This is a genomic window from Xanthomonas sp. WHRI 6106 (assembly GCF_040202405.1).
GTDB lineage: Bacteria > Pseudomonadota > Gammaproteobacteria > Xanthomonadales > Xanthomonadaceae > Xanthomonas > Xanthomonas cannabis.
Map to the genome: position 1 here is coordinate 93487 of NZ_JBEGFC010000015.1, position 24728 is coordinate 118214.

21 protein-coding genes are annotated in these 24728 nt (G+C 66.5%); 5 read left to right on the forward strand and 16 right to left on the reverse strand.

The window, feature by feature from the left end; genetic code table 11:
• Positions 1–73: 73 nt before the first annotated feature.
• Both ABQZ09_RS18635 and ABQZ09_RS18640 read left to right on the forward strand, forming a co-directional pair.
• On the forward strand, positions 74–574 hold the full coding sequence (locus tag ABQZ09_RS18635) for a GNAT family N-acetyltransferase (RefSeq protein WP_349777607.1): 501 nt from the start codon (positions 74–76) through the stop codon (positions 572–574).
• Positions 571–1026 (forward strand): nucleoside deaminase, encoded by a 456-nt coding sequence (locus tag ABQZ09_RS18640; protein ID WP_184553054.1) that lies wholly within the window; start codon positions 571–573, stop codon positions 1024–1026. The genes ABQZ09_RS18635 and ABQZ09_RS18640 overlap by 4 nt, the downstream gene beginning before the upstream one ends.
• A gap of 903 nt (positions 1027–1929) precedes the next feature.
• Here ABQZ09_RS18640 and hslU read toward each other — a convergent pair.
• The 8 genes from hslU to ABQZ09_RS18680 all read right to left on the reverse strand — a co-directional run bounded on the left by hslU (position 1930) and on the right by ABQZ09_RS18680 (position 10137).
• Positions 1930–3297: an ATP-dependent protease ATPase subunit HslU gene (hslU, locus tag ABQZ09_RS18645; protein ID WP_039413085.1), complete on the reverse strand. Its 1368-nt coding sequence runs from the start codon at positions 3295–3297 to the stop codon at positions 1930–1932.
• 100 nt (positions 3298–3397) lie between these two features.
• Entirely contained in the window at positions 3398–3949 is a 552-nt protein-coding gene (gene hslV, locus ABQZ09_RS18650) for an ATP-dependent protease subunit HslV (RefSeq protein WP_005997221.1), read from the reverse strand.
• A gap of 329 nt (positions 3950–4278) precedes the next feature.
• A complete protein-coding gene (gene xerC / locus ABQZ09_RS18655; protein ID WP_039565547.1) occupies positions 4279–5181 on the reverse strand; it encodes a tyrosine recombinase XerC in 903 nt (300 codons plus the stop codon).
• A gap of 75 nt (positions 5182–5256) precedes the next feature.
• Positions 5257–5928: a DUF484 family protein gene (locus ABQZ09_RS18660; RefSeq protein WP_039414862.1), complete on the reverse strand. Its 672-nt coding sequence runs from the start codon at positions 5926–5928 to the stop codon at positions 5257–5259.
• Positions 5928–6779, reverse strand: a complete 852-nt coding sequence (gene dapF / locus ABQZ09_RS18665; RefSeq protein ID WP_039414843.1) for a diaminopimelate epimerase — start codon at positions 6777–6779, stop codon at positions 5928–5930. The genes ABQZ09_RS18660 and dapF overlap by 1 nt, the downstream gene beginning before the upstream one ends.
• Positions 6769–7023 (reverse strand): LPS translocon maturation chaperone LptM, encoded by a 255-nt coding sequence (gene lptM, locus ABQZ09_RS18670; protein WP_184553056.1) that lies wholly within the window; start codon positions 7021–7023, stop codon positions 6769–6771. Before lptM ends, dapF begins: the two co-directional genes overlap by 11 nt.
• Positions 7024–7064: 41 nt before the next feature.
• On the reverse strand, positions 7065–7463 hold the full coding sequence (locus ABQZ09_RS18675) for a YbaN family protein (RefSeq protein ID WP_184553058.1): 399 nt from the start codon (positions 7461–7463) through the stop codon (positions 7065–7067).
• 559 nt (positions 7464–8022) lie between these two features.
• Positions 8023–10137: a S9 family peptidase gene (locus ABQZ09_RS18680; RefSeq protein WP_349777608.1), complete on the reverse strand. Its 2115-nt coding sequence runs from the start codon at positions 10135–10137 to the stop codon at positions 8023–8025.
• Positions 10138–10246: 109 nt separating this feature from the next.
• Here ABQZ09_RS18680 and ABQZ09_RS18685 point away from each other — a divergent pair, with 109 nt between their 5' ends.
• Positions 10247–11431, forward strand: a complete 1185-nt coding sequence (locus tag ABQZ09_RS18685) for a pyridoxal phosphate-dependent aminotransferase (RefSeq protein WP_349777609.1) — start codon at positions 10247–10249, stop codon at positions 11429–11431.
• 281 nt (positions 11432–11712) lie between these two features.
• Here the strand turns inward: ABQZ09_RS18685 and ABQZ09_RS18690 are convergent, their stop codons facing one another.
• Both ABQZ09_RS18690 and ABQZ09_RS18695 read right to left on the reverse strand, forming a co-directional pair.
• Entirely contained in the window at positions 11713–13806 is a 2094-nt protein-coding gene (locus ABQZ09_RS18690) for a prolyl oligopeptidase family serine peptidase (RefSeq protein WP_349777610.1), read from the reverse strand.
• A gap of 69 nt (positions 13807–13875) precedes the next feature.
• Positions 13876–14187 carry a hypothetical protein gene (locus tag ABQZ09_RS18695; RefSeq protein ID WP_349777611.1) on the reverse strand — a complete coding sequence of 104 codons (312 nt, stop codon included), beginning with the start codon at positions 14185–14187 and terminating at the stop codon, positions 13876–13878.
• Positions 14188–14936: 749 nt separating this feature from the next.
• Between ABQZ09_RS18695 and ABQZ09_RS18700 the strand changes: the two genes are divergently transcribed.
• On the forward strand, positions 14937–15506 hold the full coding sequence (locus ABQZ09_RS18700; RefSeq protein WP_039415704.1) for a lipocalin family protein: 570 nt from the start codon (positions 14937–14939) through the stop codon (positions 15504–15506).
• A 228-nt stretch (positions 15507–15734) separates the two neighbouring features.
• Here ABQZ09_RS18700 and ABQZ09_RS18705 read toward each other — a convergent pair whose 3' ends face one another.
• Entirely contained in the window at positions 15735–16700 is a 966-nt protein-coding gene (locus tag ABQZ09_RS18705) for a helix-turn-helix transcriptional regulator (protein WP_039565524.1), read from the reverse strand.
• 377 nt (positions 16701–17077) lie between these two features.
• Here ABQZ09_RS18705 and ABQZ09_RS18710 point away from each other — a divergent pair, with 377 nt between their 5' ends.
• Positions 17078–17878 (forward strand): DUF481 domain-containing protein, encoded by an 801-nt coding sequence (locus ABQZ09_RS18710; RefSeq protein WP_039415146.1) that lies wholly within the window; start codon positions 17078–17080, stop codon positions 17876–17878.
• Between the two features lie 109 nt (positions 17879–17987).
• Here the strand turns inward: ABQZ09_RS18710 and hemC are convergent, their stop codons facing one another.
• The 5 genes from hemC to mdoH form a co-directional block, all read right to left on the reverse strand.
• Positions 17988–18902, reverse strand: a complete 915-nt coding sequence (gene hemC, locus ABQZ09_RS18715; protein WP_349777612.1) for a hydroxymethylbilane synthase — start codon at positions 18900–18902, stop codon at positions 17988–17990.
• A 459-nt stretch (positions 18903–19361) separates the two neighbouring features.
• Positions 19362–20093 carry a LytR/AlgR family response regulator transcription factor gene (locus tag ABQZ09_RS18720; RefSeq protein WP_349777613.1) on the reverse strand — a complete coding sequence of 244 codons (732 nt, stop codon included), beginning with the start codon at positions 20091–20093 and terminating at the stop codon, positions 19362–19364.
• A gap of 30 nt (positions 20094–20123) precedes the next feature.
• On the reverse strand, positions 20124–21176 hold the full coding sequence (locus tag ABQZ09_RS18725; protein WP_349777614.1) for a sensor histidine kinase: 1053 nt from the start codon (positions 21174–21176) through the stop codon (positions 20124–20126).
• A 4-nt stretch (positions 21177–21180) separates the two neighbouring features.
• Positions 21181–21849, reverse strand: a complete 669-nt coding sequence (locus tag ABQZ09_RS18730; protein WP_349777615.1) for an alpha/beta hydrolase — start codon at positions 21847–21849, stop codon at positions 21181–21183.
• A 171-nt stretch (positions 21850–22020) separates the two neighbouring features.
• Positions 22021–23958, reverse strand: a complete 1938-nt coding sequence (gene mdoH / locus ABQZ09_RS18735) for a glucans biosynthesis glucosyltransferase MdoH (RefSeq protein WP_184553072.1) — start codon at positions 23956–23958, stop codon at positions 22021–22023.
• Between the last annotated feature and the right edge of the window lie 770 nt (positions 23959–24728).

The window sequence follows — 24728 nt, forward strand, 5'->3', positions numbered from 1 at the left end:
CGGTCACCGGCGCAGCCCCCATGCGCCGCAGCCGCTTGCCGCCCGCAGGCGGAGCAGCCGCTATCATGCGCCCATGCCCTCCATACCAACGCCACCCCTGCACTGGCAGCACCTGCGCTTTGCGCAACTGAGCACCGTGCAGTTGTATGCGCTGCTGCGGCTGCGCACGGATATCTTCGTGGTGGAACAGCAGTGCGCCTATCCCGAGCTGGATGGCAAGGACACCGAGCCCGGCGTGCTGCATGTGCTGGGCAGCACGCAGACCGGAGAGCTGGTCGCCTACCTGCGTGTGCTGCCGCCGGGGCTGAGTTACCCCGAGCCCAGCATCGGCCGCGTGGTCGTCGCCGGCGCACAGCGCGGCACCGGCCTGGCCCATGCGCTGCTACGCGAAGGCATCCGGCTCGTGCACGCGCACTGGCCCGGCAGCGCGATTCAACTGGGTGCGCAGGCCCACCTGCACGCCCTCTACGCCGCCCATGGATTTGTGCCCTCATCGGCGCAGTATCTGGAAGACGGCATTCCCCATCTCGACATGCTGCGCCCCGCCGGCGCGGCCACCCTGGAGTCCGCATGATCACCACCCCCGACTACCGCGCCCTGCTCGACACCGCCATTGCCGAAGCCCGCCAGGGCCTGGCCGAAGGCGGCATCCCGATCGGTGCAGCGCTGTATCACAACGACGGGCGCCTGCTCGGCTGCGGCCATAACCGCCGCGTGCAGGAAAACGACCCGTCCGTGCATGGCGAAACCGATGCCTTTCGCAAGGCCGGCCGCCAGCGCCGTTATAAGGACACCATCATGGTCACCACGCTGGCGCCGTGCTGGTACTGCAGCGGGTTGGTGCGCCAGTTCAACATCGGCACCGTGGTAGTCGGCGAGTCGGTCACCTTCCAGGGCGGCATCGCGTGGTTGCGCGAGCACGGCGTCAACGTGATCGATCTGCAGAGCCAGGAATGCATCGATCTGCTCGGTGGCTATATTTCCGCCAAGCCGGATGTGTGGAACGAGGACATCGGCGAGGACTGAGCGGTATGCCGGATTTAGCGGGTTGGCTGTGCAGTGCAGGCGGCTGCCAAGGTGAAGGTCCTTTGCAGAGCCGATGATCTGAGCCTGCGTTGCAGGGAGTGATCTGTAACCTGGCTGCAGGGTCCTTGCCCTCCCACCATCGCAGGACACGCCGCAAGTACGTCCATGTAGGCTCCGGCGCGGCATCCATGCCGCTCAGGGTCCCGCGATGGTGGGCAGGCAAGGACCAGTCGAGATGGTCGGTCTGCATGGATTTCAACAGCGACTAGCAAGCTGCGACGCGGTGTCTTTGCCTTTCAACAAAACCACCAGCCAACTGTCTGGCGTGGTGTCCTCGCCGGTTGCGGGACCGTGTGGCGGCATGGATGCCGCCACCGAGCCTACAGGGATGGATTCACGGCGTGTCCCGCAAGCGGTGAGGGCATCGCGCCCTCGACGCTGCGAGTGTGCTGCAGGGCCCTTGCCCGCCCACCATCGCGGGACACGCCGCAAGTACGTCCATGTAGGCTCCGGCGCGGCATCCATGCCGCTCAGGGTCCCGCGACGGTGGGCGGGCAAGGACCAGTCGAGATGATCGGTCTGCATGGATTTCAACAGCGACTAGCAAGCTGCGACGCGGTGTCTTTGGCCTTTCAACAAAACCACCAGCCAACTGCCTGGTGCGGTGTCCTGGCCGGTTGCGGGACCGTGTGGCGGCATGGATGCCGCCACCAAGCCTTCAGGGACGGATTCACGGCGTGTCCCGCAAGCGGTGAGGGCGCCGCGCCCTCGACCGACTCGGCCTTTGACTGCATCTGCCAGCATGCATCGTCCTGCGATGCGTTTCTGCCGCGCTTGCACTGCATTTCACGCCAGATGCCATCCGCGCATTGCATTTGGCATCTGCGTGCAGCTGCGCTGCGATCAGAGGATGTAGCGGCTCAGGTCCGGGTCCTGCACCAGCTCGCCGAGCTGCGCATCGACATAGGCCGCATCGACGGTGACGCTCTGCCCGTCACGGTCCGGCGCCTCGTAACTCAGCACATCGAGCAGACGCTCCAGCACCGTGTGCAGGCGGCGCGCGCCGATGTTTTCCTGCCGCTCGTTGACCTGTGCAGCGATCTCCGCCAGGCGCTCCACCGCATCGGCGCCGAAGGTCAAGCGCACACCCTCGGTCTGCAGCAGGGCTTCGTACTGCTTGATCAACGCCGCCTTGGGCTCGGTGAGGATGCGCACGAAATCGGCCTTGGTCAGCGCGGTCAATTCCACGCGAATCGGGAAGCGGCCCTGCAGCTCCGGAATCAGATCGCTGGGCTTGGCCAGGTGAAACGCACCTGATGCAATGAACAGGATGTGGTCGGTCTTGACCGTGCCGTACTTGGTGGACACGTTGGAGCCTTCCACCAGCGGCAGCAGATCGCGCTGCACGCCTTCGCGGCTGACATCGCCGCCGTTGGAGCCGGCTTCGCCACGCTTGGCCACCTTGTCGATCTCATCGATGAACACGATGCCATGCTGCTCACAGGCTTCGATCGCCGCGGTGCGCACATCGTCCTCGTTCACCAGCTTGCCGGCTTCTTCCTCGATCAACAGCGGACGAGCGGCCTTGATGGTGAGCTTGCGCTTCTGCGACTTACCGCCACCGATGTTGGCGAACATCTGCCGCAACTGCTGGCCCATTTCTTCCATGCCCGGCGGGGTCATGATGTCCATGCTGGCATTGACGGCCACTTCCAGCTCGATCTCGCGCTCGTCCAGCTCACCGTTGCGCAGCATGCGACGGAACTTGATGCGGGTTTCGTTGTCCTGCGACGACGGCTCGTTGCGCGCCGCTTCCGGGTCGAACCCGATGCCGGCCGCACGGCGCGGCAGCAGCGCATCCAGGATCCGGTCTTCGGCGCGTTCCTCGGCCTGGTTACGTACGCGCACCTTGGCCTGCTCGCGATACAGCTTGACCGAGGTGTCGGCCAGGTCGCGGATGATCTGCTCCACGTCCTTGCCTACATAACCCACCTCGGTAAAGCGCGTGGCTTCGACCTTGACGAACGGTGCGTTGGCCAGTGTTGCAAGACGTCGTGCAATCTCGGTCTTGCCGACACCGGTCGGGCCGATCATGAGGATGTTCTTGGGCATCACCTCGTTGCGCAGTTCTTCCGGCAACTGCATGCGGCGCCAGCGGTTACGCAGCGCGATGGCGACCGCGCGCTTGGCGTCGTGCTGGCCAACGATATGACGATCGAGCTCCTGCACGATTTCGCGCGGAGTCATGGTTGAAGTCTCGGGATTTGGCATTGGGGATTGGGGATTCGTAGAAGCGGAGTAGGAACGGTCGATAGGTATCCGGGCGCAGGGAAAGGAGCGCTATTGCGAATCCCCAATCCCCACTCCCGAATCACAGCTCTTCAACCACCACGTTGCGATTGGTGTAGATACAGATATCGCCGGCGATGTTGATCGCTTCGGTGGCGATGGTCTTGGCATCCAGTTCGGTATGCGCCAGCAGCGCGCGTGCGGCCGACAGGGCGTAAGAACCGCCGGAACCGATGGCGATGATGCCGTCTTCCGGTTCGATCACATCACCGGTGCCGCTGATGATCAGCGAAGTCTCCTTGTCGGCCACCGCAAGCAACGCTTCGAGCTTGCCGAGGCGGCGCTCGGTACGCCAGTCCTTGGCCAGTTCCACGGCGGCGCGGGTCAGCTGACCGTGCTTGTCGAGCTTGGCTTCGAACAGCTCGAACAGGGTGAAGGCATCGGCGGCTGCACCGGCAAAGCCCGCCAGCACCTGACCTTCGCGGCCGAGACGGCGCACCTTGCGCGCGTTGCCCTTCATGACCGTATGGCCGAGCGTGACTTGACCATCGCCCGCGACGGCGACATGCCCACCACGCCGAACCGAAATGATGGTGGTGGCGTGAACGATGTTGGGGTTCTGGCTGGGATCCATGGGTCCTCCGGGGGTTTCCAAAGAGGTGGGGACGCCCCTGCCGGGTTCAAGCGCGCTGCGACGAAGCGACGCGGGCACGCGACATGGAGAAGCCTCGCGACACGGCGATCGACTGCCTCAACCGGACGCGCGCCGCACTCGGTCCGAACGCAAACAGTGAGGCCATGCCAACGCGCTAGCCACCTAGCCCCTCTCCCACCGGGAGAGAGGCCCTGAGCCCCTTCTCCAGAACGCGCCCGCCGCCGCTAGTGGACGGCTCGCCGCTGCATTAGCCAGATCAGTTGCATCAGTTGATCATGCGGCGATGTCGCTGACACACACCCCAGCGCTCACTCAGTCGCTTTCTTACGCTTCGCACGCGGATGCGCGGCGTCGTAGACCTTGGCCAGGTGCTGGAAATCCAGATGCGTGTAGATCTGCGTGGTGGCGATGTCCGAATGCCCGAGCAATTCCTGCACACCGCGCAGATCGCCGGACGATTCGAGGATGTGGCTGGCGAAACTATGCCGCAGCATATGCGGGTGCACGTCCTTGAACATACCCTGGCGCACCGCCAGTTGCTTGATGCGGATCTGCACCGCGCGTTGCGAAATCGCGCCGCCCGCGCGGCCGGGGAAGACGTGCGTGTCCGCGCGGCCGCCGCTGTCGCGCTGCCACGCGCGCAATGCAGCAATCGCATGCGAACCCACCGGTACCAGCCGCTGCTTGCCGCCCTTGCCCAGCACCATCACCAGTGCGCTGGCCAGATCCAGATCGCGCCAACGCAACGCGCAGAGTTCGCTCAGGCGCAGCCCGGACGAATAGAACAGCTCCAGCAGCGCACGGTCGCGCAGGCCCAGCGGCGCATCAGTGGGAACTTCGACCAGCCGCACCGCCTCGTCGGCGTCGAGCACCTGCGGCAACTTGCGCGGCGCCTTGGGCGCGCGCAACGCCGCCGCCGGGCTGGCCGCGATCCGGCCATGCTTGAGCAACCACGCGTAATAACTGCGACAGGCGGACAAGCGCCGCTGCAGGCTCTTGGCCGACAGGCCGCGCCGATGCTCGGCCGCCACGAACTGCCGCAGCTGCGCGCTATCCAGCTGCGCAACCTCCACAGGCGCGCCGTCGCCGTGCTGCTCGGCCGCCCAGCTCAGCAAGGCCGCAAGATCGCGCCGGTAGGCATCCAGCGTATGTGCCGAGACCTGGCGTTCGACCTGCAGGTACGACAGGAAGGCATCCACCGACGACGACACTTCAGCCACCCCGTTGCCGCGCCATCGACGCTGCGTTGCGCCGCAACCGCAACGCAATGCGGCGCGCGACCGGCATCACGCGTCGAAACGCTGCAGCGCCACGCCGAGCGACTCGCCCATCATGCGCAGGAACAACGTGCCCATGCCGGGATAGAACCGGTTGGCATCGCTACTGCCGACAGCGATCAGGCCGATGCCCGGCAACGGCAGTAACGCCGTGGATTGCACCTCGCCCGCCTGGTCGGCATACAGCAGCGCATGCTTGTCGGCCTGCAGGCGGCCGCAGATCGGCTCGCCATCGCTCAGGCAATCGCGAAACGGGGCCAGCCGCGCATCGTCGGCGGCGATGACCTGCAGCCAGTCTGCCTCCAGCGCAGCAACCGGCTTGAGCAATACCAGCCGCACCAGTTCGCCGTTGAAATCTTCCGCCAGCGAGGCCGCCATTGCCTTGAGCGTATCGGCTGCGCTGGTCTGGCGCATCAACGCCAGCGTCAACTGGTGCGTGCGTACCGCCAGCCGCTCGTTGATCTGCGCATTGCTGCCCAGCTCGTGCAGCCGTCGCGACAGCTCGCGGTTCTTGTCGCGCAGCACTTCCAGCTGATAGGTCGCCAGCGAGGCAGTGGGGCCCTCGTCGCGCGGCACCAGCAGGCTCACGGCCAGATCCGGGAACTGCTTGAGGAAGGTGGGATGGCGACGCAACCACGTTGCGACCTCGTGCGCACCGAACTTGTCCGTGTTGTCGCTCATCAGTTCCATTCTCCATCGAAGACGAACACGGCCGGGCCGGACATCACCACCTCGTCCTGATCGCCGGGCCAGCGAATGCGCAGCTCGCCGCCGGGCAGTGATACACGCACGTCGCGCTCCACGCGGCCGCGCTGCATCAGCACCACCGCCGCGGCACATGCCCCGCTTCCGCAGGCCAGCGTTTCGCCCACGCCGCGTTCGAATACGCGCAACCGCACATGCGTGGGGTCCACCACCTGCGCAAAGCCGACGTTGACCGAATCGGGGAAGGCAGCGTTCTGCTGCAACAAGCTGCCCAGGCGCTCCACCGGTGCGGCATCCACGCGCCCAACCTCCAGCACGGCGTGCGGATTGCCCATCGAGACCGCGCCAAAGCGCACCGTCTCGCCGTGCACCGGCAAGGCATATTCCTCACGCGCATGTGCAAACCCTGCCAGGGGGATGCGGGTCGGCTCGAACTGCGGCACGCCCATGGCCACCGCGTAGGTGCCGGCATCCATGCGCTCAACCGCGTGCGCGGTGACCGGGCTGTCGATGACGAAGCGCTCACCCTGGGCGGTGCCGTCACGCACCAGCCAGGCCGCGACGCAGCGCGCGCCGTTGCCGCATTGGCGCGCCGGCGAGCCATCGGAATTCCAGATGCCATAGGCCGCCACGGCGCCGTCGCTGCGCGGGGCCTCGATGGTCAGGATCTGGTCGCAGCCCACACCGAAATGCCGGTCGGCCAGCCGCGCCGCCAATGCGGCGTCCGGGGGTGGCGCCCCGTCGCGCAGATCCAGCACCACGAAATCGTTGCCGGCGCCATGCATCTTGGTGAAACGCAGACGCGCGCTGCGACCGTCAGCGCTCATTGCCGCTGCTAGCGGGCTGATCGGTGGTGGGGACGGGCGTGGGCTCGGTCTGCACCGGCGCAGGTGCCGGCGTCGACTCATCCAGCGGTTGCGGCGCATCCGGTGGCTGCGGCACCGGCTGGGCTTCCACCGGCACCGGCTTCTGCGGCATCACCAGCGGGCCCTTGTTGCCGCAGGCGGCAAGCAGGACAAAGGTCGCACCAACCAGTGCGAGACGAACAGACGGTCGGGACATGATGCTCATGGCCCGGAGTATAGCCAGAACACCCTGACTGCCGTGTGCGCTCACTGCGGTGCCGGCATCGCCCGCGGTGGCGGCTCCGGACGCAGCCATAGCCAGATCGCCACCACCACCATGCTGCCGATCGACAGGCATTTCACCCAGAACACCGGCACGCACCACAGCATGATCCCGGCGCACACCGTCATGGTCAGCGTCGCCATCCACTTGGCCTTGCGGCTGACCGCGCGATAGGTCTGCCATTCCACGATCGTGGGCCCGAAGCGGGGATGCGACAGCAACCACGCATGCAGGCGCTCGGAGCCACGCGACGCCGCCCAGGCAGAGATCAGGATAAACACGGTGGTCGGCAACCCGGGCACGAAGATGCCGACGATGCCGGTGGCCAGGCTGGCGTAGGCCAGCAACCACCAGGCCCAGCGGAATCGGTTCGGTCGCGTCATGGCCAAATGATACGACCACAGCGGGCCACGGTGGTCTCTCCAGCGCAGCCAAGGCGCGCGTCCTGCCTGTCCCGGCCCGAGGTGCCGGCGCATCGCATTGAATCGCGCCTGTCCTCGCGGCCACGCGGCCCGACGCGCGCCAGGCCGAGCGCTGGCAGCACTACCGTCACGCATGGCTGTTGCGCGTGCCTTGCCATGTTTCAGCACGCCACCTGACAGCGAGCGAGCATGGCAGCCGCGTGCGGCCGCGGGAGCGCCCTTGTCTGAGCGCTGCGAGCTCGGCGGGGTGCACCGCGTGGAAGAGTGTCATCACGTCCAGCGACAGCGGCTCTGGTGAGGTGACCCTTGCCAAACACGGGTCACCCGCGCACGGCGCCCTCGACCACGCTTGATCTCAAGCTCTGCCTTCAAGGCTGGGCTCACGACTTCAGACGGCGCGTGTCATCGCATCGCTGCAATGCCTTTGCGCAACTTTTCCCTCATCCGCCCTTTGGGCACCTTCTCCCGACGGGAGAAGGAGGCATGCCGCAGTCTCAGTTGCGTCGTTTTGCCCAGCAGATCACTTCACGCCTAGCTGATCCAGCACGAACGCATACGACTCGGCCAGCTCGCGGTAGCGCCGGAAACGCCCGGACTTGCCACCGTGCCCCGCCTCCATGTTGGTGCGGAACACGATCGGCTGCGTCCCGGTATTGTCATCGCGCAACTTCGCCACCCACTTGGCCGGCTCCCAGTACTGCACCTGCGAGTCCCACAAGCCGGTGCCCACGAACATCGCCGGGTACGCCTGCTTGCGCACGTTGTCGTACGGTGAGTACGACAGCATGTAATCGTAGTAATCCTTCTCTTCCGGGTTGCCCCACTCGTCGTACTCGTTGGTGGTCAACGGAATGCTGGCGTCGAGCATGGTGGTCACCACATCGACAAACGGCACCTGCGCCACCAGCACGCGGTAGTCCTGCGGCGCCATGTTGGCCACCGCGCCCATCAACAGCCCACCGGCACTGCCGCCGGACGCCGCAATCCGGTCCTTGGCGGCGTACCCCTGCGCCACCAGCCCGCGGGTGACGTCGACGAAATCGTTGAAGGTGTTCTTCTTGTGCAGCAACTTGCCATCGTCGTACCACTTGCGGCCCATCTCCTGGCCGCCCCGGATATGCGCCAGCGCATACACCACGCCGCGATCGAGCAGGCTCACTGCAGGCAGATTGAACGCCGGGTCGGTGGACATGCCATAGCTGCCGTAGGCGTACTGGAACAACGCAGCGGTGCCGTCCTTCTTGAAGCCCTGTTTGTAGACCAGCGACACCGGCACCTTGACGCCGTCGCGCGCGGTCACCCAGACCCGCTCGGTGACGTATTTGCCCGGGTCGTAGCCGATCACTGGCTGTTGCTTGAGCAGCTTGCGTTCGCCGGTCTGCGTATTGAGTTCGTAGGTGGTCGCCGGCGTGGTCAACGAGGTGTAGCTGTAGCGCAGCCACGCGGTGTCCGGCTCGGGATTGACCGACAGGCCCATCGAATATGCCGGCTCATCGGCCTTGACGTATTCATGGCTGCCATCGCGCTTGAGCAGGCGTACACGCTCCAGGCCGCCGGAGCGTTCTTCGATGGCGGTGAAGCCGTCGAACAACTCGAAGTTTTCGATATACACGCTCTCGTCGTGCGCCACCCAGTCGGTCCACTGCTGACGCGTGGTCGCGTCGGTCGGTGCAGTCACCAGCTTGAAGTTCTCGGCGCCATCGGCGTTGGTGCGGATCACCCAACGGCCATCGAAGTGTTCTGCGCTGTATTCCACATCGCGCTCGCGCTTGGCCAGCACCTTGAAGGTGTCCGGCTTGGCCGCCAATGCGTAACGCGTTTCGGAGGACACCGTGCTTTCCACGCCGATGGTGATGTACTTGTCGTCGCGGGTGCGGCCCACGCCCATGTAGAAGCTGTCGTCCTTTTCTTCGTAGACCAGCACATCGTCCTTGGCGGGAGTGCCCAGCACATGCTTCTTGACGCGGACGGTCAGCAGCGTTTCCGGGTCGTTTTCGACATAGAACACCGTCTTGTTGTCATCGGCCCACACCAGGTTGGCCGCAACGCCTTCCACGGTGTCCGGATAGATCTCGCCAGTGTCCAGGTTCTTGAAACGGATCGTGTACTGACGGCGGCCGATCGCATCGTCCGCCCAGGCAAGAATGCGGTTGTCCTGGCTGACCTCCGCCTCGCCCACGCTGAAGTAGCCTTTGCCTTGCGCCATCTGATTGACGTCCAGCAGGATTTCTTCCGGCGCTTCCATGCTGCCCTTGCGGCGCGCCTGGATCGGGTAATCCTTGCCGGCCTCGAACCGGGTGTAATACCAATAACCACGCTCGCGATACGGCACGCTGGCATCGTCCTGCTTGATGCGCCCGACGATCTCGCCGTAGAGCGTATCTTCCAGCGGCTTGAGCGGCGCCATCACCTTGTCGGTGTAGGCGTTCTCGGCGTTGAGGTAGGCCAGCATCGCCTTATCCTGCCGCTTGTCGTCGCGCAGCCAGTAGTAGTCGTCGTTGCGGGTCGCACCGAACGGTGCCTTGACCACATGCGGGTGCCTGGCGACGTCTGGCGGCGTGGGGAGAGCGGCAAGTGCAGAGGATGCGGTTGTGGTCATCAGGCTGGCGATCAACAAGGTCAGGACAGGTTTCATCAGATTGGGGTCCGTCGGATGAACGCAATGCCATCCCAGCGCCCGAGTGTGGAAGAGCCCGTCGCCGGACGTCATGTGTCCTAGGTCATGCTGGCCTATCATCTTCGCAATGAACTCAACGCTTTCGCCCGCGGCCGGGTATAGCCGACGCAGCCAGGACATCGCCCCGTTCCATGTGATGTCGCTGCTGGCCCGCGCCAACACACTCGAACAGGCAGGTCACGATGTGATCCACCTGGAAATTGGCGAACCCGACTTCACCACCGCCGCGCCGATCGTGGCCGCCGGGCAGGCTGCCTTGGCCGCCGGGCATACCCGCTACACCGCCGCACGCGGGCTGCCCGCATTGCGCGAGGCGATTGCCGGGTTTTATGCACAACGCTACGGCTGCACCGTCGACCCGGAACGCATCCTGGTCACCCCCGGCGGCTCCGGTGCGCTGCTGCTGGCCAGCAGCCTGCTGGTGGACCCCGGCAAGCACTGGTTGCTCGCCGACCCCGGCTACCCGTGCAACCGGCACTTCCTGCGCCTGGTCGAAGGTGCCGCACAGCTGGTGCCTGTGGGGGCCGACAGCGACTACCAGCTCACCCCGGCCCTGGTGGACGCGTGCTGGAACACCGACAGCGTAGGTGCGCTGGTCGCCTCGCCGGCAAACCCCACCGGCAGCGTGCTGTCACGCGATCAATTGGCCGCGTTGTCGCATGCCGTGCGTGCACAAGGCGGGCATCTGGTGGTGGACGAGATCTACCATGGCCTGACCTATGGGCTGGACGCACACAGCGTGCTGGAAGTGGACGACAGCGCGTTTGTGCTAAACAGTTTTTCCAAGTACTTCGGCATGACCGGTTGGCGGCTGGGCTGGCTGATCGCACCGCCCGACGCGGTGCCGGAGCTGGAGAAACTCGCGCAGAATCTCTACATCAGCGCCTCCACCATCGCGCAGCACGCGGCGCTTGCGTGTTTCACCCCGGACAGCATCGCCATCTTCGAAGCGCGCCGCGCGCAGTTCCAGCAACGTCGCGACTACCTGCTGCCCGCCCTGCGCGAGCTAGGCTTCACGATCGCCGTCGAACCGCAAGGCGCGTTCTACCTCTATGCCGACATCAGCGGATTTTCAGACGATGCACAGGCGTTTTGCGCGCACTTCCTGGAAACCGAACATGTTGCGTTTACGCCAGGCATCGACTTCGGTTTCCACCGCGCCAACCAGCACGTACGCATCGCCTACACGCAAAGCCTGCCACGCCTGGAGCAGGCGGTGGAGCGCATCGCGCGTGGGTTGAAGCATTTTTGATCACATGACGCGCGTTTCGCACGGCTCATCGCTGTAGCGGCATTCAGCCGCAACATCGCTCACTGCGGTCGATAAAAGCAGCTTTTTTCAGGCTCTGCGCTTTTACTTTTTGCGCTTAGGAACACCTCCTGCGTGCGACCGTACCCTCATTCGCCCTTCGGGCACCTTCTCCCGGCGGGAGAAGGAAATAACAAAAAGCCCTGGACCACCCGGCCCAGGGCTTGGTTCAACGCAACACATAAAAAAGCAGATCAAGTTGAGGATTTGTTTCCAAGACCAACTCAGTCGGCCAACCGCTCCCACAGGAAGCTGTAGGCCAGCGCCGCCATATGCGCAGCCTGCGCGTTGTTGGCTGCGCCGCCGTGGCCGCCTTCGATGTTCTCGTAGTAGGTCACGTCCTTGCCGGCCTCGATCATCTTGGCCGCCATCTTGCGCGCGTGGCCCGGGTGCACGCGGTCATCGCGGGTGGAGGTGAGGAAGATCACCGGCGGGTAGGTCTTCTTCGCATCGAACAGGTGGTACGGCGAGAAGGTCTGGATGAATTTCCAGTCGTCGGTATCCGGGTTGCCGTATTCGGCCATCCATGAGGCGCCGGCCAGCAGGTGGCTGTAGCGCTTCATGTCCAGCAGCGGCACCTGCACCACCACCGCACCGAACAGCTCCGGATACTGGGTGAGCATGTTGCCGGTCATCAGGCCGCCGTTGCTGCCGCCCTGCACGCCCAGATGCCTGGTGGAAGTGATCTTGCGCGCCACCAGGTCCTTGGCCACCGCGGCCATGTCTTCATAGGCCTTGTGGCGGTTCTGCTTGAGCGCGGCCTGGTGCCAGCGCGGGCCGTATTCGCCGCCGCCGCGGATGTTGGCCACCACGTAGACGCCCCCCTTTTCCAGCCAGGCGCGGCCCAGGCCACCGGAGTAATTGGGCGTCATCGAAATCTCAAAACCGCCATAGCCGTACAGCAACGTCGGCACGCTGCCGTCGAGCTTGAGATCCTTCGGGCGCACCAGGAAGTACGGCACGCGGGTGCCGTCCTTGCTGGTGGCGAAGTGCTGCTCGATGCTGTCCTTGCCGGCATCGAAGAACGTCGGCATGGTCTTGAGCGGCTGCGGCGCGCTGCCCACCTCGACCCATGACAAAGTGGTGGGCGTCAGGTAGTCGGTGACAGTCAGCCACAGCGCATCGCTGTCGTCGCTGTCCACTGCGCTGACATCGACGGTACCGAATGCCGGCGCACCGACGAAGGCGCTCTTCTTCCAGCCATCCTGCGCAGGCGTGATCACGCTCAGGCGGTTCTTGACGTCTTCCAGCACGTTCAACACCAGGTGCGATTTGGTCCACGCCACGCCGGCCAGCGAGGTGGTCTCGGTGGGTTCGAACAGCACATCGAAGCTGCGCTTGCCGGCCATGAAGTCGTCAAAGCGCGTGGCCAGCAGCGAGCCGGCCTTGTAGGTCTTGCCACCGACCGTCCACGGCTCGCGCAACTCCAGCGTCAGCCATTGGCGCTTGACCGCCTTGCTGGCCGAATTGGGCACATCCACCTTGACCAGCTTGCCGTCGGCGCCCTTGAGATACAGCTCGTCGTTGTAGAAGGCCAGCGTGCGACTGACGAAATCGCGCTCGAAGCCGGGCGTGTCGTCGTGCATCGCCGCGATGTACATGTCGGTCGGCTTGCCTTCGTACACCACCGCCGCGGCGCTGAGCGGGGTGCCGCGCTTCCACTGCTTGGCGATGCGCGGGTAGCCGGAGCTGGTCATGCTGCCGGCACCGAAATCGGTGAAGACATAGACCGTTTCGCTGTCGATCCAGCCCAACCCGCCCTTGGACTCGGGACGGAAGAAGCCATCCTTGACCCACTGCTTGCTGCCCAGGTCGAACTCGCGGGTGACATCGGCATCGGCGCCGCCGCGCGACAGCGCGATCAGGCAACGCTGGTACTCCGGGCGCAGGCAGTCGGCGCCGTGCCAGACCCAGTTCTCGCCCTCGGCCTTGTTGAGCGCGTCCAGGTCGAGCACCGTTTCCCACTTGGGCGCCGGCTTGCGGTATTCGTCCAGCGTGGTGCGCCGCCACAGGCCGCGCTCGTGCTGCTTGTCCTTCCAGAAGTTGTAGTAGTACGCGCCGATCTTCTGCACGCCCGGGATCTTGGCGTCCGAATCCAGCACCTCGCGGATGCTGGTTTCCATCTGCTTGAACGCCGGCGTCGTGGCCAGGCGCGCTTCGGTCTTGGCGTTCTGGGCCTTGACCCAGTCCAGCGGTTTGGCGCCGGTGACATCTTCCAGCCAGGCGTAGGGGTCGTTGGACACAGCGGTTTCCTCTGCAGAGACGGCGCCAGCGGTGATCAGGCCGGCAACCAGGCAGATCGAGGCGAACTTGGGCATGTATTTTTCCGGAAAAACCAATGCCGCAAAACCTAGCACAGCGCCTCGCCGGCCCTCCCCTGCCGAAGGTCAGGCCGCGCGCGCCGGAGCCGCCGCCCGTGAAGCCACCCGCCGGCGCTGCGCCTGCGGGCCGCGTCGGCGCGGCGCGGCCCTTCGTGCCCCCGGACGCGCCAGCGTCGGCAATGCAAACCGGTGCAGGCTCCACCAGGCCAGCATCGGCATGCCTACCAGCCACAGCGGCAGCCAGCCGATCCACTCGCTGTGCCCGCGCGCGGCCGGCCACACCAGCACCAGGGCCAGCCCGGCCAGGGCGATCTGCCGGACCGGGCGCAGCACGCGCGGGTCGGGACGTTCGGAACGACGGGAAGAACGATGCGACATGGCGGCACTCCGTGGCAGAAGGGATCGGAACAGGCGCGCAGCATTGCCTGCGTCCATCTCACCGACTGCGACCTGGACACTGGAATCTCCAGGCGCTGGGCCGGTGCTGCGCGGGGCCTGGGCGGCGGCGGATGACTGGTCGGCGCCGTTCGGCGGCGGCATGTGGCGATCGTGGGCGCGTCGGGTGGGCTGGCGGGGATTCGGGATTCGGGATTCGGGATTCGGGATTCGGGGTCCGGGGTCCGGGGTCCGGGGTCCGGGGTCCGGGGTCCGGGGTCCGGGGTCCGGGGTCCGGGGTCCGGGGTCCGGGGTTCGGGATTCGGGATTCGGGATTCGGGGTCCGGGGTTCGGGCACTCGCGCGCTTGGGGCAACGCCATTCGCACCGCCTCGTCGCATTGCCGGCATGCGGCAGCGCTGGCCTGTCAGCGAGAAGGTAGCCGGCGGCACCGATGCGCGTTCAATGCGTCGATCGGCCAGCCAGCACGCCTGTCCAACGTCGCACCTCGCCACCGCAGCCCGATCTGCGGCCCCCGTCAACGCGGCATGCGGCACCGCGCCGACGTCCCAGCCATGCGCAGCAATGGCCTTGGCCGGACTGACCAGTACTCGCTGCGTACGCGTCACCCGCCGTTCGGGGCGCCGGCGGCTGCCGTTGGGCCGGTGGCGCGCGCCAGGCCCGACCGTTGACGCGAACTTGCCCCCTGCATGCGGTAGTGTGCTGCACCTACCGCCCCTTTGTGATGTTGCGATGCGCCTGACCGTTACGATCGCCCTCGCTTTCCTGCTTGTCCTCGGCCTGCCCGTGGCGCATGCCAGGGACACGTCCACCACCGAGCCGGCGATCGATCTGTCCAAGATTATGGGTACCTGGTATGTGATTGCGCGCATGCCCAACGCGGTCGAGCGCGGCCACGTGACCAGCCGCGACGAATACACCCTGGTCGAAGACGGCAAGGTGGCGGTGCGCTATCTGTATCGCGAAGGCTTCAGCGAGCCGGAAAAGGAAGTCAACGCACGCGCGTCGGTGGATGCAGAGAGCGGCAATCGCGACTGGCGGGTGTGGTTCTACAAGGTGATCCCGGCCAAGCAGCGCATCCTGGAAATCGCACCGGATGGTTCCTGGATGCTGATCTCCTACCCCGGCCGCGACCTGGCCTGGATCTTCGCGCGCAAGCCGGACATGAGCCGCGACCAGTACCGCACGCTGGTCAACAAGATGCGCGACGACTATTCCATCTACACCGACAAACTCAAGCGAGTGCCGCAGCTGCGTGAACAGGTGGGCCGCCTGGGCTTTGAAGTGCCGAACGAGCGCTAAGCCGGCTGCCGTTACGCTGCGGCAGCAAGCCTGTCTCTGTGCAGCGAGTGCATCGTCCACGCGCGTGGCGTGCACGCACAGTAGCGGAGACGCCGGCTACCGGCGCCGCACGCGGGCGAACCCCGTCAGCAGCGTGCCTGCGTTGAAAAGATGGCCCGTGACCTGGATGTCGCTAGCGAGCCGCCCAACAGGTGCACAAGACGCCTGCGCAGAGGCGTCCAGTCTGGCTCAGTCGTAGTTGCTCAATGCCAGCGACAGCAGCGCCTTGGCCTGCTCGCGCAGCGAGACCGGCTCGACGATCTCAGCGTCCGAGCCGTAATGCAGCACGTCCATCAGCAATTCGCGCGAATTGCTGTACGGCAATCTGAGCTCGTAGCGGCCATCGGGCATAAAACGGCCCTGCTGCTTGGAATGCCAATGTTCGTCGGCTACCCAGCGCGCGGCCTTGGCGCTGAACACGATGGTCGCCCAGCCCTTGGGCGCGCCGGAAAAGATGCCGTAACTGGCCGCGAGCTGCTCATCGAGCTCGCTGTCGGGCACATCGCGCGGCGCGGCATCGAGCAGGCGCGCGTGGTTGATGCGGTCCACCGCAAAGCTGCGCACGCCGTCGCGGCCGTGGTCCCAGGCATCCAGGTACCAGTTGTCGCGGTAATGGGTGATACGCTGCGGCGACACGGTGCGCTTGGTCGACTCGTCGGTGGAGCGCGCGCGGTAATCGAAGCTCAGCTGCTTGCGCTCCAGCACGCCGGAAGCCACCGTGCGGAAGCTGGCTTCGTCCAGCTTGCGGCCGCGGTGCGGAATCACCCGCACCCGATCCACCGGCCACTGCGATACGCCCGCCTGGGCGGCCAACAGGCCTTCGATGCGTTGCTGCAGCGGCGCCAGCATCGAGGACAGCACCCCGCCACCGGTGCGTGCGAGCAACTGCTGCGAGGCCAGCAGCGCGTGCAGCTCTTCCGAGCTCAGCCACAGGCCGGGCAGTTCGAACCGATCGCTCTCGCCGGACAGATACCGGAAGCCCGATTCGCCATCGCCTTCCACCGGCGCCATCAGCGCATCGCGCAGAAACGCCAGGTCGCGGTACACGGTGGCACGGGAACAGCTCAGCTCATCCTGCAGCCGCGCCACCGTGACCGGGTAGCGCGCCGATTTGAGCAAGCGATGCAGGGAGTTGATGCGTTCATAGCGGTCCATGCGCCGATTATGTCCGAGTCTTCGCGCGGCGGGGTGAGCGTGGCACCTGTGCCGTGGTGCGGCGGGTGCCCACGGGCGCGTGGTGTGCTGGAGGCGCTGCCGGCAGACACGCTTCTGGCGGCTGGCGTGCGAGCTTGGTGGCAGCGCGATCCAACCATGGCCCGGTGCCAGGGATCCAGGCACAGGTGCTGCGGGCACCGTGGTGGGCTCCAGCAGCGTGGCGGCAACCAAACCCGTATGCCGAGCTCAAGCGGAACGCACGCACCAGCATCCCAACCGCCAATGAAGCGTGGCGTTCACCCGGTTATGACGGACCGCACAGTCCGTTATCATGAAATCGCTTCCACCCTCCTGCCCTGCCCTCAAGCGAGCCGCCCATGTCCCGCCGTGCCCCGTTGTCTGCCTTGCTGCCGTTGTTGTTGATCACGCCCGCCGTCTGGGCCCAGGCAGTTGCACCAACGCCGGTGGACCCCGCCGCGGCGGTGATGCCATCGCCCTGGGGCGGCAGCAGTGGCGAGCTCGGCTACGCCGCCGCGCATGGCAACAGCACCACCGACAGCCTGAACGGCCGCATCCGCCTGCGCTATACCGACGGCGACTGGATCCACAGCCTGGATGCCACCGCGCTGCGCTCGAGCTCGGAATACACCAACACCAATGACGATGGCAGCACCACGCGCGAGCGCCAGACCACCGCCGAGCGTTACACCGGCAGCGCCGGCAGCGCATTGCAGCTGGGCGAACACCGCCAGCTCACCGCCACCGGCCGCTATGAACACGACGACTTCGCCACCTACGATCGCCTGGCCACCTTCGGCATCGGCTACGGCACACGCCTGATCAACGCCGACCGGTTCTATCTGGACGCGCAGGTGGGCCCGGGTATCCGCCGCGCACACAACAGCGACGAGGACCGCAACGAGACCGGCCTGATCGGGCGCGGCCTGTTCGACCTGAAGTACACCGTTACCGACAACACCGACCTGATCAACACGCTGCTGGTGGAATCGGGCGAATACAACACGTATGCGCAGAACGACTTCGGCGTGCAGGTGAGCATGAACTCGCATTTCGCGCTGAAGGCGGCCTGGCAGATGCGCCATAACAGCGAAGTCAGCGATGGCGACAAGAAGACCGACACGCTGACCACGGTCAACCTGGTCTATACCTTCAAGTAAACAACCCGCAAATGTAGGAGCAGACCTGGCCGCGAAGGGCTTTACCGCGGTAACGCCGCTCGCGGCCAAGGCCGCTCCTATGAGGCAGATGTCTGTTTCCGGGCCCGGGTCAGAGCTCGGCCAGCAGCTGCGCGGCACCCTTGTCGAACAGGCCCTGCGCGACGCGGCGGCCGAGGTCTTCTGTCTCTGCAGCGCTGCCATGGGCCTCGGCGTGGATCAGGCGTCCGTCGCTGGCGCTGCCGACCATGCCCTGCAGGTACAGGCCCTCGCCTTCCCAGCGCGCGAATGCTGCCACCGGGACGTGGCAGCTGCCGTGCAACGCGCGGTTCATCGCGCGCTCGGCTTCCACGCAGACGCGGGTGGCGGGCGCGTCCAGCACCGCCAGCAGACGGTGGACACGCGCATCGTCGCCACGGCACTCCACCGCCACTGCGCCCTGCGCCGGAGCCGGCAACCATTCCGGCGCGTCCAATCGCGCACTGATGCGCGCATCCAGACCCAGCCGCTGCAGGCCGGCACAGGCCAGCACGATGGCGTCGTAGCCGCCGTTATCCAGCTTGGCCAGACGCGTATTGACGTTGCCGCGCAGGTCGATCAGCTCAAGATCCGGGCGCGCGGCGCGCAGCTGCGCCTGGCGACGCAACGACGAGGTGCCCACGCGTGCGCCCAGCGGCAAGGCCTGCAGGCTGGCGTAGAGGTTGGACACCAGCGCATCGGCAGCATCACCGCGGCCCAGGATCGCCGGCAGCACGAATGGGGCGTCCAGCTCCATCGGCACGTCCTTCAGCGAATGCACCGCGCAATCGGCCTCGCCGCGCAGCATGGCCAGCTCCAGCTCCTTCAGGAACAGGCCCTTGCCGCCGATCGCCGCCAGCGAGCGGTCCAGCACCTCGTCGCCGCGGGTGCTCATCGGCACCAGCGTAACCTCCAGGCCGGGATGGTGCTGGCGCAGCGCGGCGGCGACGTGTTCGCTCTGCCATAAGGCGAGCGGGCTCTTGCGGGTAGCGATGCGGAGCGTGGTCATCCACCCATTATCGCGGAGCCGGCGCGTAACTCATACACACCCCGCAACAGAAGGACTGAGGCGACGGCATGGCCGCCAGCGCGCGGCGCCGCAGGCTGGCGCCAGCCTGCGGCGCATGGAGAGATCAGCGCTAGAGCGGTGCAACCGATGACGCCCGAGACCGCGGAGCAGATCCCGGCGGTAGCAGCGTCATCTTTCGGCGAAGGACTCGCTCGTCCGCCGTCAGCGGCGCACCGTGTCTGCGCATGCGCTCCGCTCCATCCGGCCCACGGCGATTGGCCTGCTCTGGCGCAGTCGTTCGCGCAGGCTGGCTACGCTGCGTCGCCGCACTTCCAGCGGCTGGGTCACGTTGCGCTACACCGCGTGCGCCGGCAATGACTGCTGCGGCACAGCTCCACCCGCCATCGCCCGCTGCTCCGTGCCGTGCTGCTCCAGCCGGCCCACGGCGATCCACCTGCGCTAGCGCAGTTGTTCGCGCAGGCTGGCCACGCAACGGCGGCTCACTTCCAGGGGCTGCGGCACGTTGCGCAGCACTGCGTGCACCTGGCCATCGCTGCTGCGGCGCAGTTCCACCAGTTCGTCGCGAGCGACCAGGCAGTTGCGATGGATGCGCACCAGACGGTCGGCAAATTCGTCCTCCAATGACTTGAGCGACTCTTCGATCAGGTCTTCGCCCCGGGCGTGATGGACGATGACGTACTTTTCCTCGGCCTGCAGGTAACGAATGTCGCCGACGGGGATCAACCGCAGGCTGCCGCGCAGACGGGCGCACAAATGCGTGCGCAGCGGGGCCTGCGCGGCACTGGGCGCGCGGCCGGCCAGGAAGGTGGTCACCTTTTCCAGCGCAGACGCCAAGCGTTCCGGGCGCACCGGTTTCATCAGGTAATCCAGCGCGGCCGCGTCGAAGGCGGATAGCGCGTGCTGGTCGTAGGCGGTGCAGAACACCACCGCCGGAGGCGGCTGGCGTTGCCGCAGCAGGCGCGCGGTTTCCAGCCCGTCCACCCCGGGCATGGCGATATCCAGCAGCACCAGATCCGGGTGCAGGTGTTCGCACTGCTGCAGCACCTGCGCGCCGTTTTCGGCCTCGCCGATCACCTCGACCTGCGGATGCTCGGCCAGCAGCATGCGCAGACGCTCGCGCGCCAGTGGCTCGTCATCGGCGATCAGCACCCGCACTTGCGTGGCCGTCATGGGCTCCCCCTCGCTGCAGTGACTTTCCCCTCACGGCAGCGGCAATGTGATCTCGCAGGCATAGTAGCCTTCAGTCCAGCTGGCCGCCATCCGTGCCCCCGCCCCGAACTGGAACGCCAGCCGGTGCGAGATGCTGGCCTGGGCGTGGCCGGCACCGGCCAGCAGCGGCAACTGGGTGCCCGGTTGCGGGGCGGGGTTGACGATGCGGATCTGCAGCTGGTTGCCGCGCTGGCGCAACGACAGGTACAGCGTACCGCCCTCGGGCATGCGCGACACGCCATGCAGCACGGCGTTTTCGACCAATGGTTGCAGCACCAGGCGCGGCATCGGCAGTTCCCAGGGCAACGGCTCCTGGCGGTGCCAGCGCACCTGCAGGCGCTCGCCCAGGCGCAGCGATTCGATCGCCAGGTAGCGTTCGGCCAGTTCGCATTCGGCGCGCAGGGTGGACAGGCCCTCGCCGGCCCCCAGCGCGGCGCGGAACAGATCCGACAGGTCCAGCACGGCCTGCTCGGCCACCACCGGGTCACGCCGCAGCAGGCTGGCGATCAGATTCATGCTGTTGAACAAAAAATGCGGCCGAATGCGCGCCTGCAGGGCATCGGCCTCGGCGCGCGCGCTGGCCTGCACCTGCGCCTCCCAGCGGTCGCTGACGTAGAAGTAGCGCAGCGCCAGCGCGGTGATCAGCACCACCGTGGCGGCACTGCCCAGGGTGAACCGCCAGAAGCCGACCAGGCGGCCAAGCGGGGCCTGGTCCAGCACCGCGTACAGGCCGTGCACGATCCCGGCACCGAGCATCGCCACGACCGCGGCGATCGACAGCGCGGCCAGGCCGCCCAGCCTGGGCGGCAGGCGCGACAGCCAGGGCCGCAACACGCACAGCAGCACGCTGACCGCCAAGGCCAGCCACAGGGCCAGGCCGCTGGCCGAGACAAAGCGCGACAGAGTGATCCCGCGCGCGGCGCCGGCGTCGGGCACCAGGGTCACCACCAGCACCACCAGTTCGGCCAGGCCCAGCATCGCGCCCAGCCGGGGCAGCCGGCACAGGTCCGGCATCCAGGTGATCTGCGGCGCGCCGGTGGCCATGGGCTCAGGCGGCGGTGAAGCGCGCCTGCATCCAGTCGCGCAGGGCCTCGATCTCTTCCAGGCAGACCTGGTGCCCCATCGGATAGGTGTGCCACTCCAGTGCGAAGCCCAGCGTGCGCAAGGCCTCCATGCTGGCCTGACCGGCCGCGAACGGCACCACCGGGTCGGCCGTGCCATGGGCCATGAACAGCGGTTGGCGCAGGGCCGCCGGCTGCAACTGGCTGGCGGCCGCGGCCGGATCCGGCAGATAGGTGGACAGGGCGATCAGCCCGGCCAGCGGCACGCTGCGCTGCAGGCCGACGGCCAGGGTCACCGCGCCGCCTTGCGAAAAGCCGGCCAGCAGGATGCGCTCAGGCGCGATGCCGCGGCTTTGCTCATGGGCAATCAGGGCGTTGACCTGGGCCACCGATTCGGCAATGCCGGCCTTGTCGGCGCGCTGGGCGAAATCCATGCCGACGATGTCGTACCAGCCGCGCATGCGCACGCCGTTGTTGATGGTGATCGGGCGGATTGGCGCATGCGGGAACACGAAGCGCAGCGCCGGCCACTGCGGGCGCACCAGCTCCGGCACCATCGGGGCGAAATCGCTGCCATCGGCGCCCAGCCCGTGCAGCCACAGCACGCTCCATTGCGGGTTCGGTCCGGTCTCGCGTTCGATCACTTCCAGCATCATCCAGCTCCGCTTGGGGGCCGGGCATTATGCCTTGCGCGCCGGATCGGCCCGATCACGCCAGGGCCGGACTGCCGCAGCGCAGGACCGGAAGCGGGCATATGGGTCGGCAGCGATCGGCCCGCGCGCCGGGGCACGCGCCGGTCAGCTATGGCGGATCGCCCCTGCGGGCACTCAGATCAGCGAGGGTTCCAGCGCGGCGGCGCGGCGCAGCTCGGACGCACGCACCAGCACCTTGGGCGGGTCGAGTTCTTCGGGGATGCAGAAGATGCCGGCACGGCGCAACGCCAGGCCGGAACGACGCAGCGAGGTCAGCGCCACCACCGGGATCGACAACGCCATGCCCACGATCACCGGCGCCATCCAGGCCGCCAGCGACGGCGACACCGTGTAGGCCACCGCGCCCATGAACAGGCCGAACACGGTCAGCCCGCCATAGCTACGCAGCAAGGCCGGCCACGACAGCTTGCCGTCGTCGCGCACCTGCGCGTCCCAGCCGGAATCCTTGCCGGCCAGCACTTCGAACACGCCGCGCGACTGCAGGTACATCACCACCGGCGCCATCAAGGCAGCCAGCACGGTTTCCAGCAGGATGCTCAGCATGGCGCGGATGGCGCCGCCACAGGCGCGCAGTTCGCGCGGGTTGAGCAGCAGGGCGATATAGCCCAGCAGCTTGGGCGCCAGCAGCACGAACATGGTGCAGACGAAGATCCAGATCGCATTGCCCTGGCTGCTGCCGTGCCAGTAGCGCGCCGGCGAGAAGGGCAGGTTGCCGGCCAGATCGATGCCGCCGCCCGCCAGCGGAATGCCGATGCCGATCAGCATCAGCAGGCCCCACATCGGCGCGGTGAAATAATGGCCGATGCCGATCAGCATGTGCATGCGGCTGATCCAGTGCAGGCCCTTGGCGCCGACCACCTTGGCATGCTGCAGGTTGCCCTGGCACCAGCGGCGGTCGCGGATCAGCAGGTCGGTGAGCGTGGGCGGGCCTTCTTCATAGCTGCCCTGCAGGTACGGCACCATGTGCATGGCCCAGCCGCCACGGCGCATCAGCGCCGCTTCGACAAAGTCGTGGCTGAGCACATGCCCGCCGAACGGCTTGCGCCCGCGCAGCGACGGCAGGCCGGCATGATCGGCGAAGGCCTGGGTGCGGATGATGGCGTTGTGGCCCCAGTAGTTGCTCTCGGCGCCATGCCACCAGGCCACGCCGAAGGCGATGATCGGCCCGTACACGCGGCCGCCGAACTGCTGCATGCGGGCGAACAGGGTCTGGCCATTGACCACGGCCGGCAGGGTCTGGATCAGGCCCACGTCCGGGTTGTTTTCCATGCCGGCAACCAGCCGCACGATGGTGTCGCCGGTCATCACGCTGTCGGCGTCCAGGATCAGCATCTGCGGGTAGCTGCCACCGAAGCGACGTACCCAGTCGGCCACGTTGCCGGCCTTGCGCGCGGCATTGTCGGCGCGGCGGCGGTAGAAGATGCGGCCGTGCCCGTCGACGCGGTCGCACAGTTCGTTGTAGACCAGTTCTTCGGCACGCCCGATGTGGTCGCGGGTGGTGTCGCTGAGCACGAAGAAATCGAAGTGCTCCAGCTGGCCGGTTTCGGCCACCGATTCGTAGATGGCCTGCAGGCCGGCCAGCAGGCGGCGCGGGTCTTCGTTATACGTCGGCATCAGCAGCGCGGTGCGCGAGCGCAGCGTGGGCAGCGGCTGCTCGGGGTCGATGCCGAGCTTGCGCCCGGCGCGCGCCACCACGGTGACGAAACCGGCTACCGCGCTGGCGAAGGACATGGCGATCCAGGCGAACAGCAACACGAACAGGCCGAGCAGGCAGCCTTCCAGCACGCTGATACCGTCGGGCCACAGCACGCTGAGCATCACCCACACGGCGATGGCGGTGGTGGCGAAGGTGCCGCCGATAAGATAGAAGCGGCGCACGCCGATTCCCACCGGCGAGGTGCGCTGGTGGCGAACCTGCAGGCTGCCTTCGCGCAGACTTTGTTCGGGCATCGCCAAGGGCGCTTCCGGAGGCAGCGTAGGCTGGCCGGCATCGAGGGCGGAAACGGAAGAGACTGCGGTTGGTGCGGGGGGAAGAGTCACGGTGCCGTCCATCAAGGCTGCCCGCCGCACGCTGGCGACAGTAAGGGCTGATGCGGGAGGTCCATCCCCGCAACGCGTAGCGACGTTGCCAGGTGCGCCGCATGCAGGACGTACCCGGCGGCGTGCGACCAGGTCGCGGTGTTGGCAGCTATGAAACCACTCCGATGCACAAACTCTCCTGGCGGCGACGCAACGTCGCGGCTCATCCTAAAGAATCGACCGTTAAAGGAAGCGAAGGCCATTGTGCAGTCTTCGCCCCTCCCGACGAGGACCGCGCGGCAGACTACGACGTGACGACCGAACGCAACCCCAACAGATTGCAGCCTGGCCCACGCGCTGTCACGGGCTGCTGGCCGGGCTGTCATACCGCAAGACTGCAAGTGGCGTGCCATGAGGCGCAATCGGTTGCAGCGACGGGGCCTTGGCGTCGGGCCGCTGGATGCGGTCAAGCCAGACGTTGAAGTGTGGCTGGTCGGCTGATTGTTGAAACCACTGCGCACCGACTGCAGACACAGCGCACCGACCATCGTGACTGGTCCTTGCCCGCCCCCGTCGCCGGACCTGTGGCGGCATGGATGCTGCCACGGAGCCATAGGGATGTACTTGCGGCGTGTCCTGCGATGGTGGGCGGGCAAGAGCCCTGCAGCAACGGCGCACACGGTCCGCTCTCTGCCTGGTCTACCAGTATTGGGCAATCAGGCAGCCACGACTGCATCGTGCGTCTCGCGATCGCTTGGCTATCTTCAAGTCTGTCGAGGGCGCGGTGCCCTCACCGCTCGCGG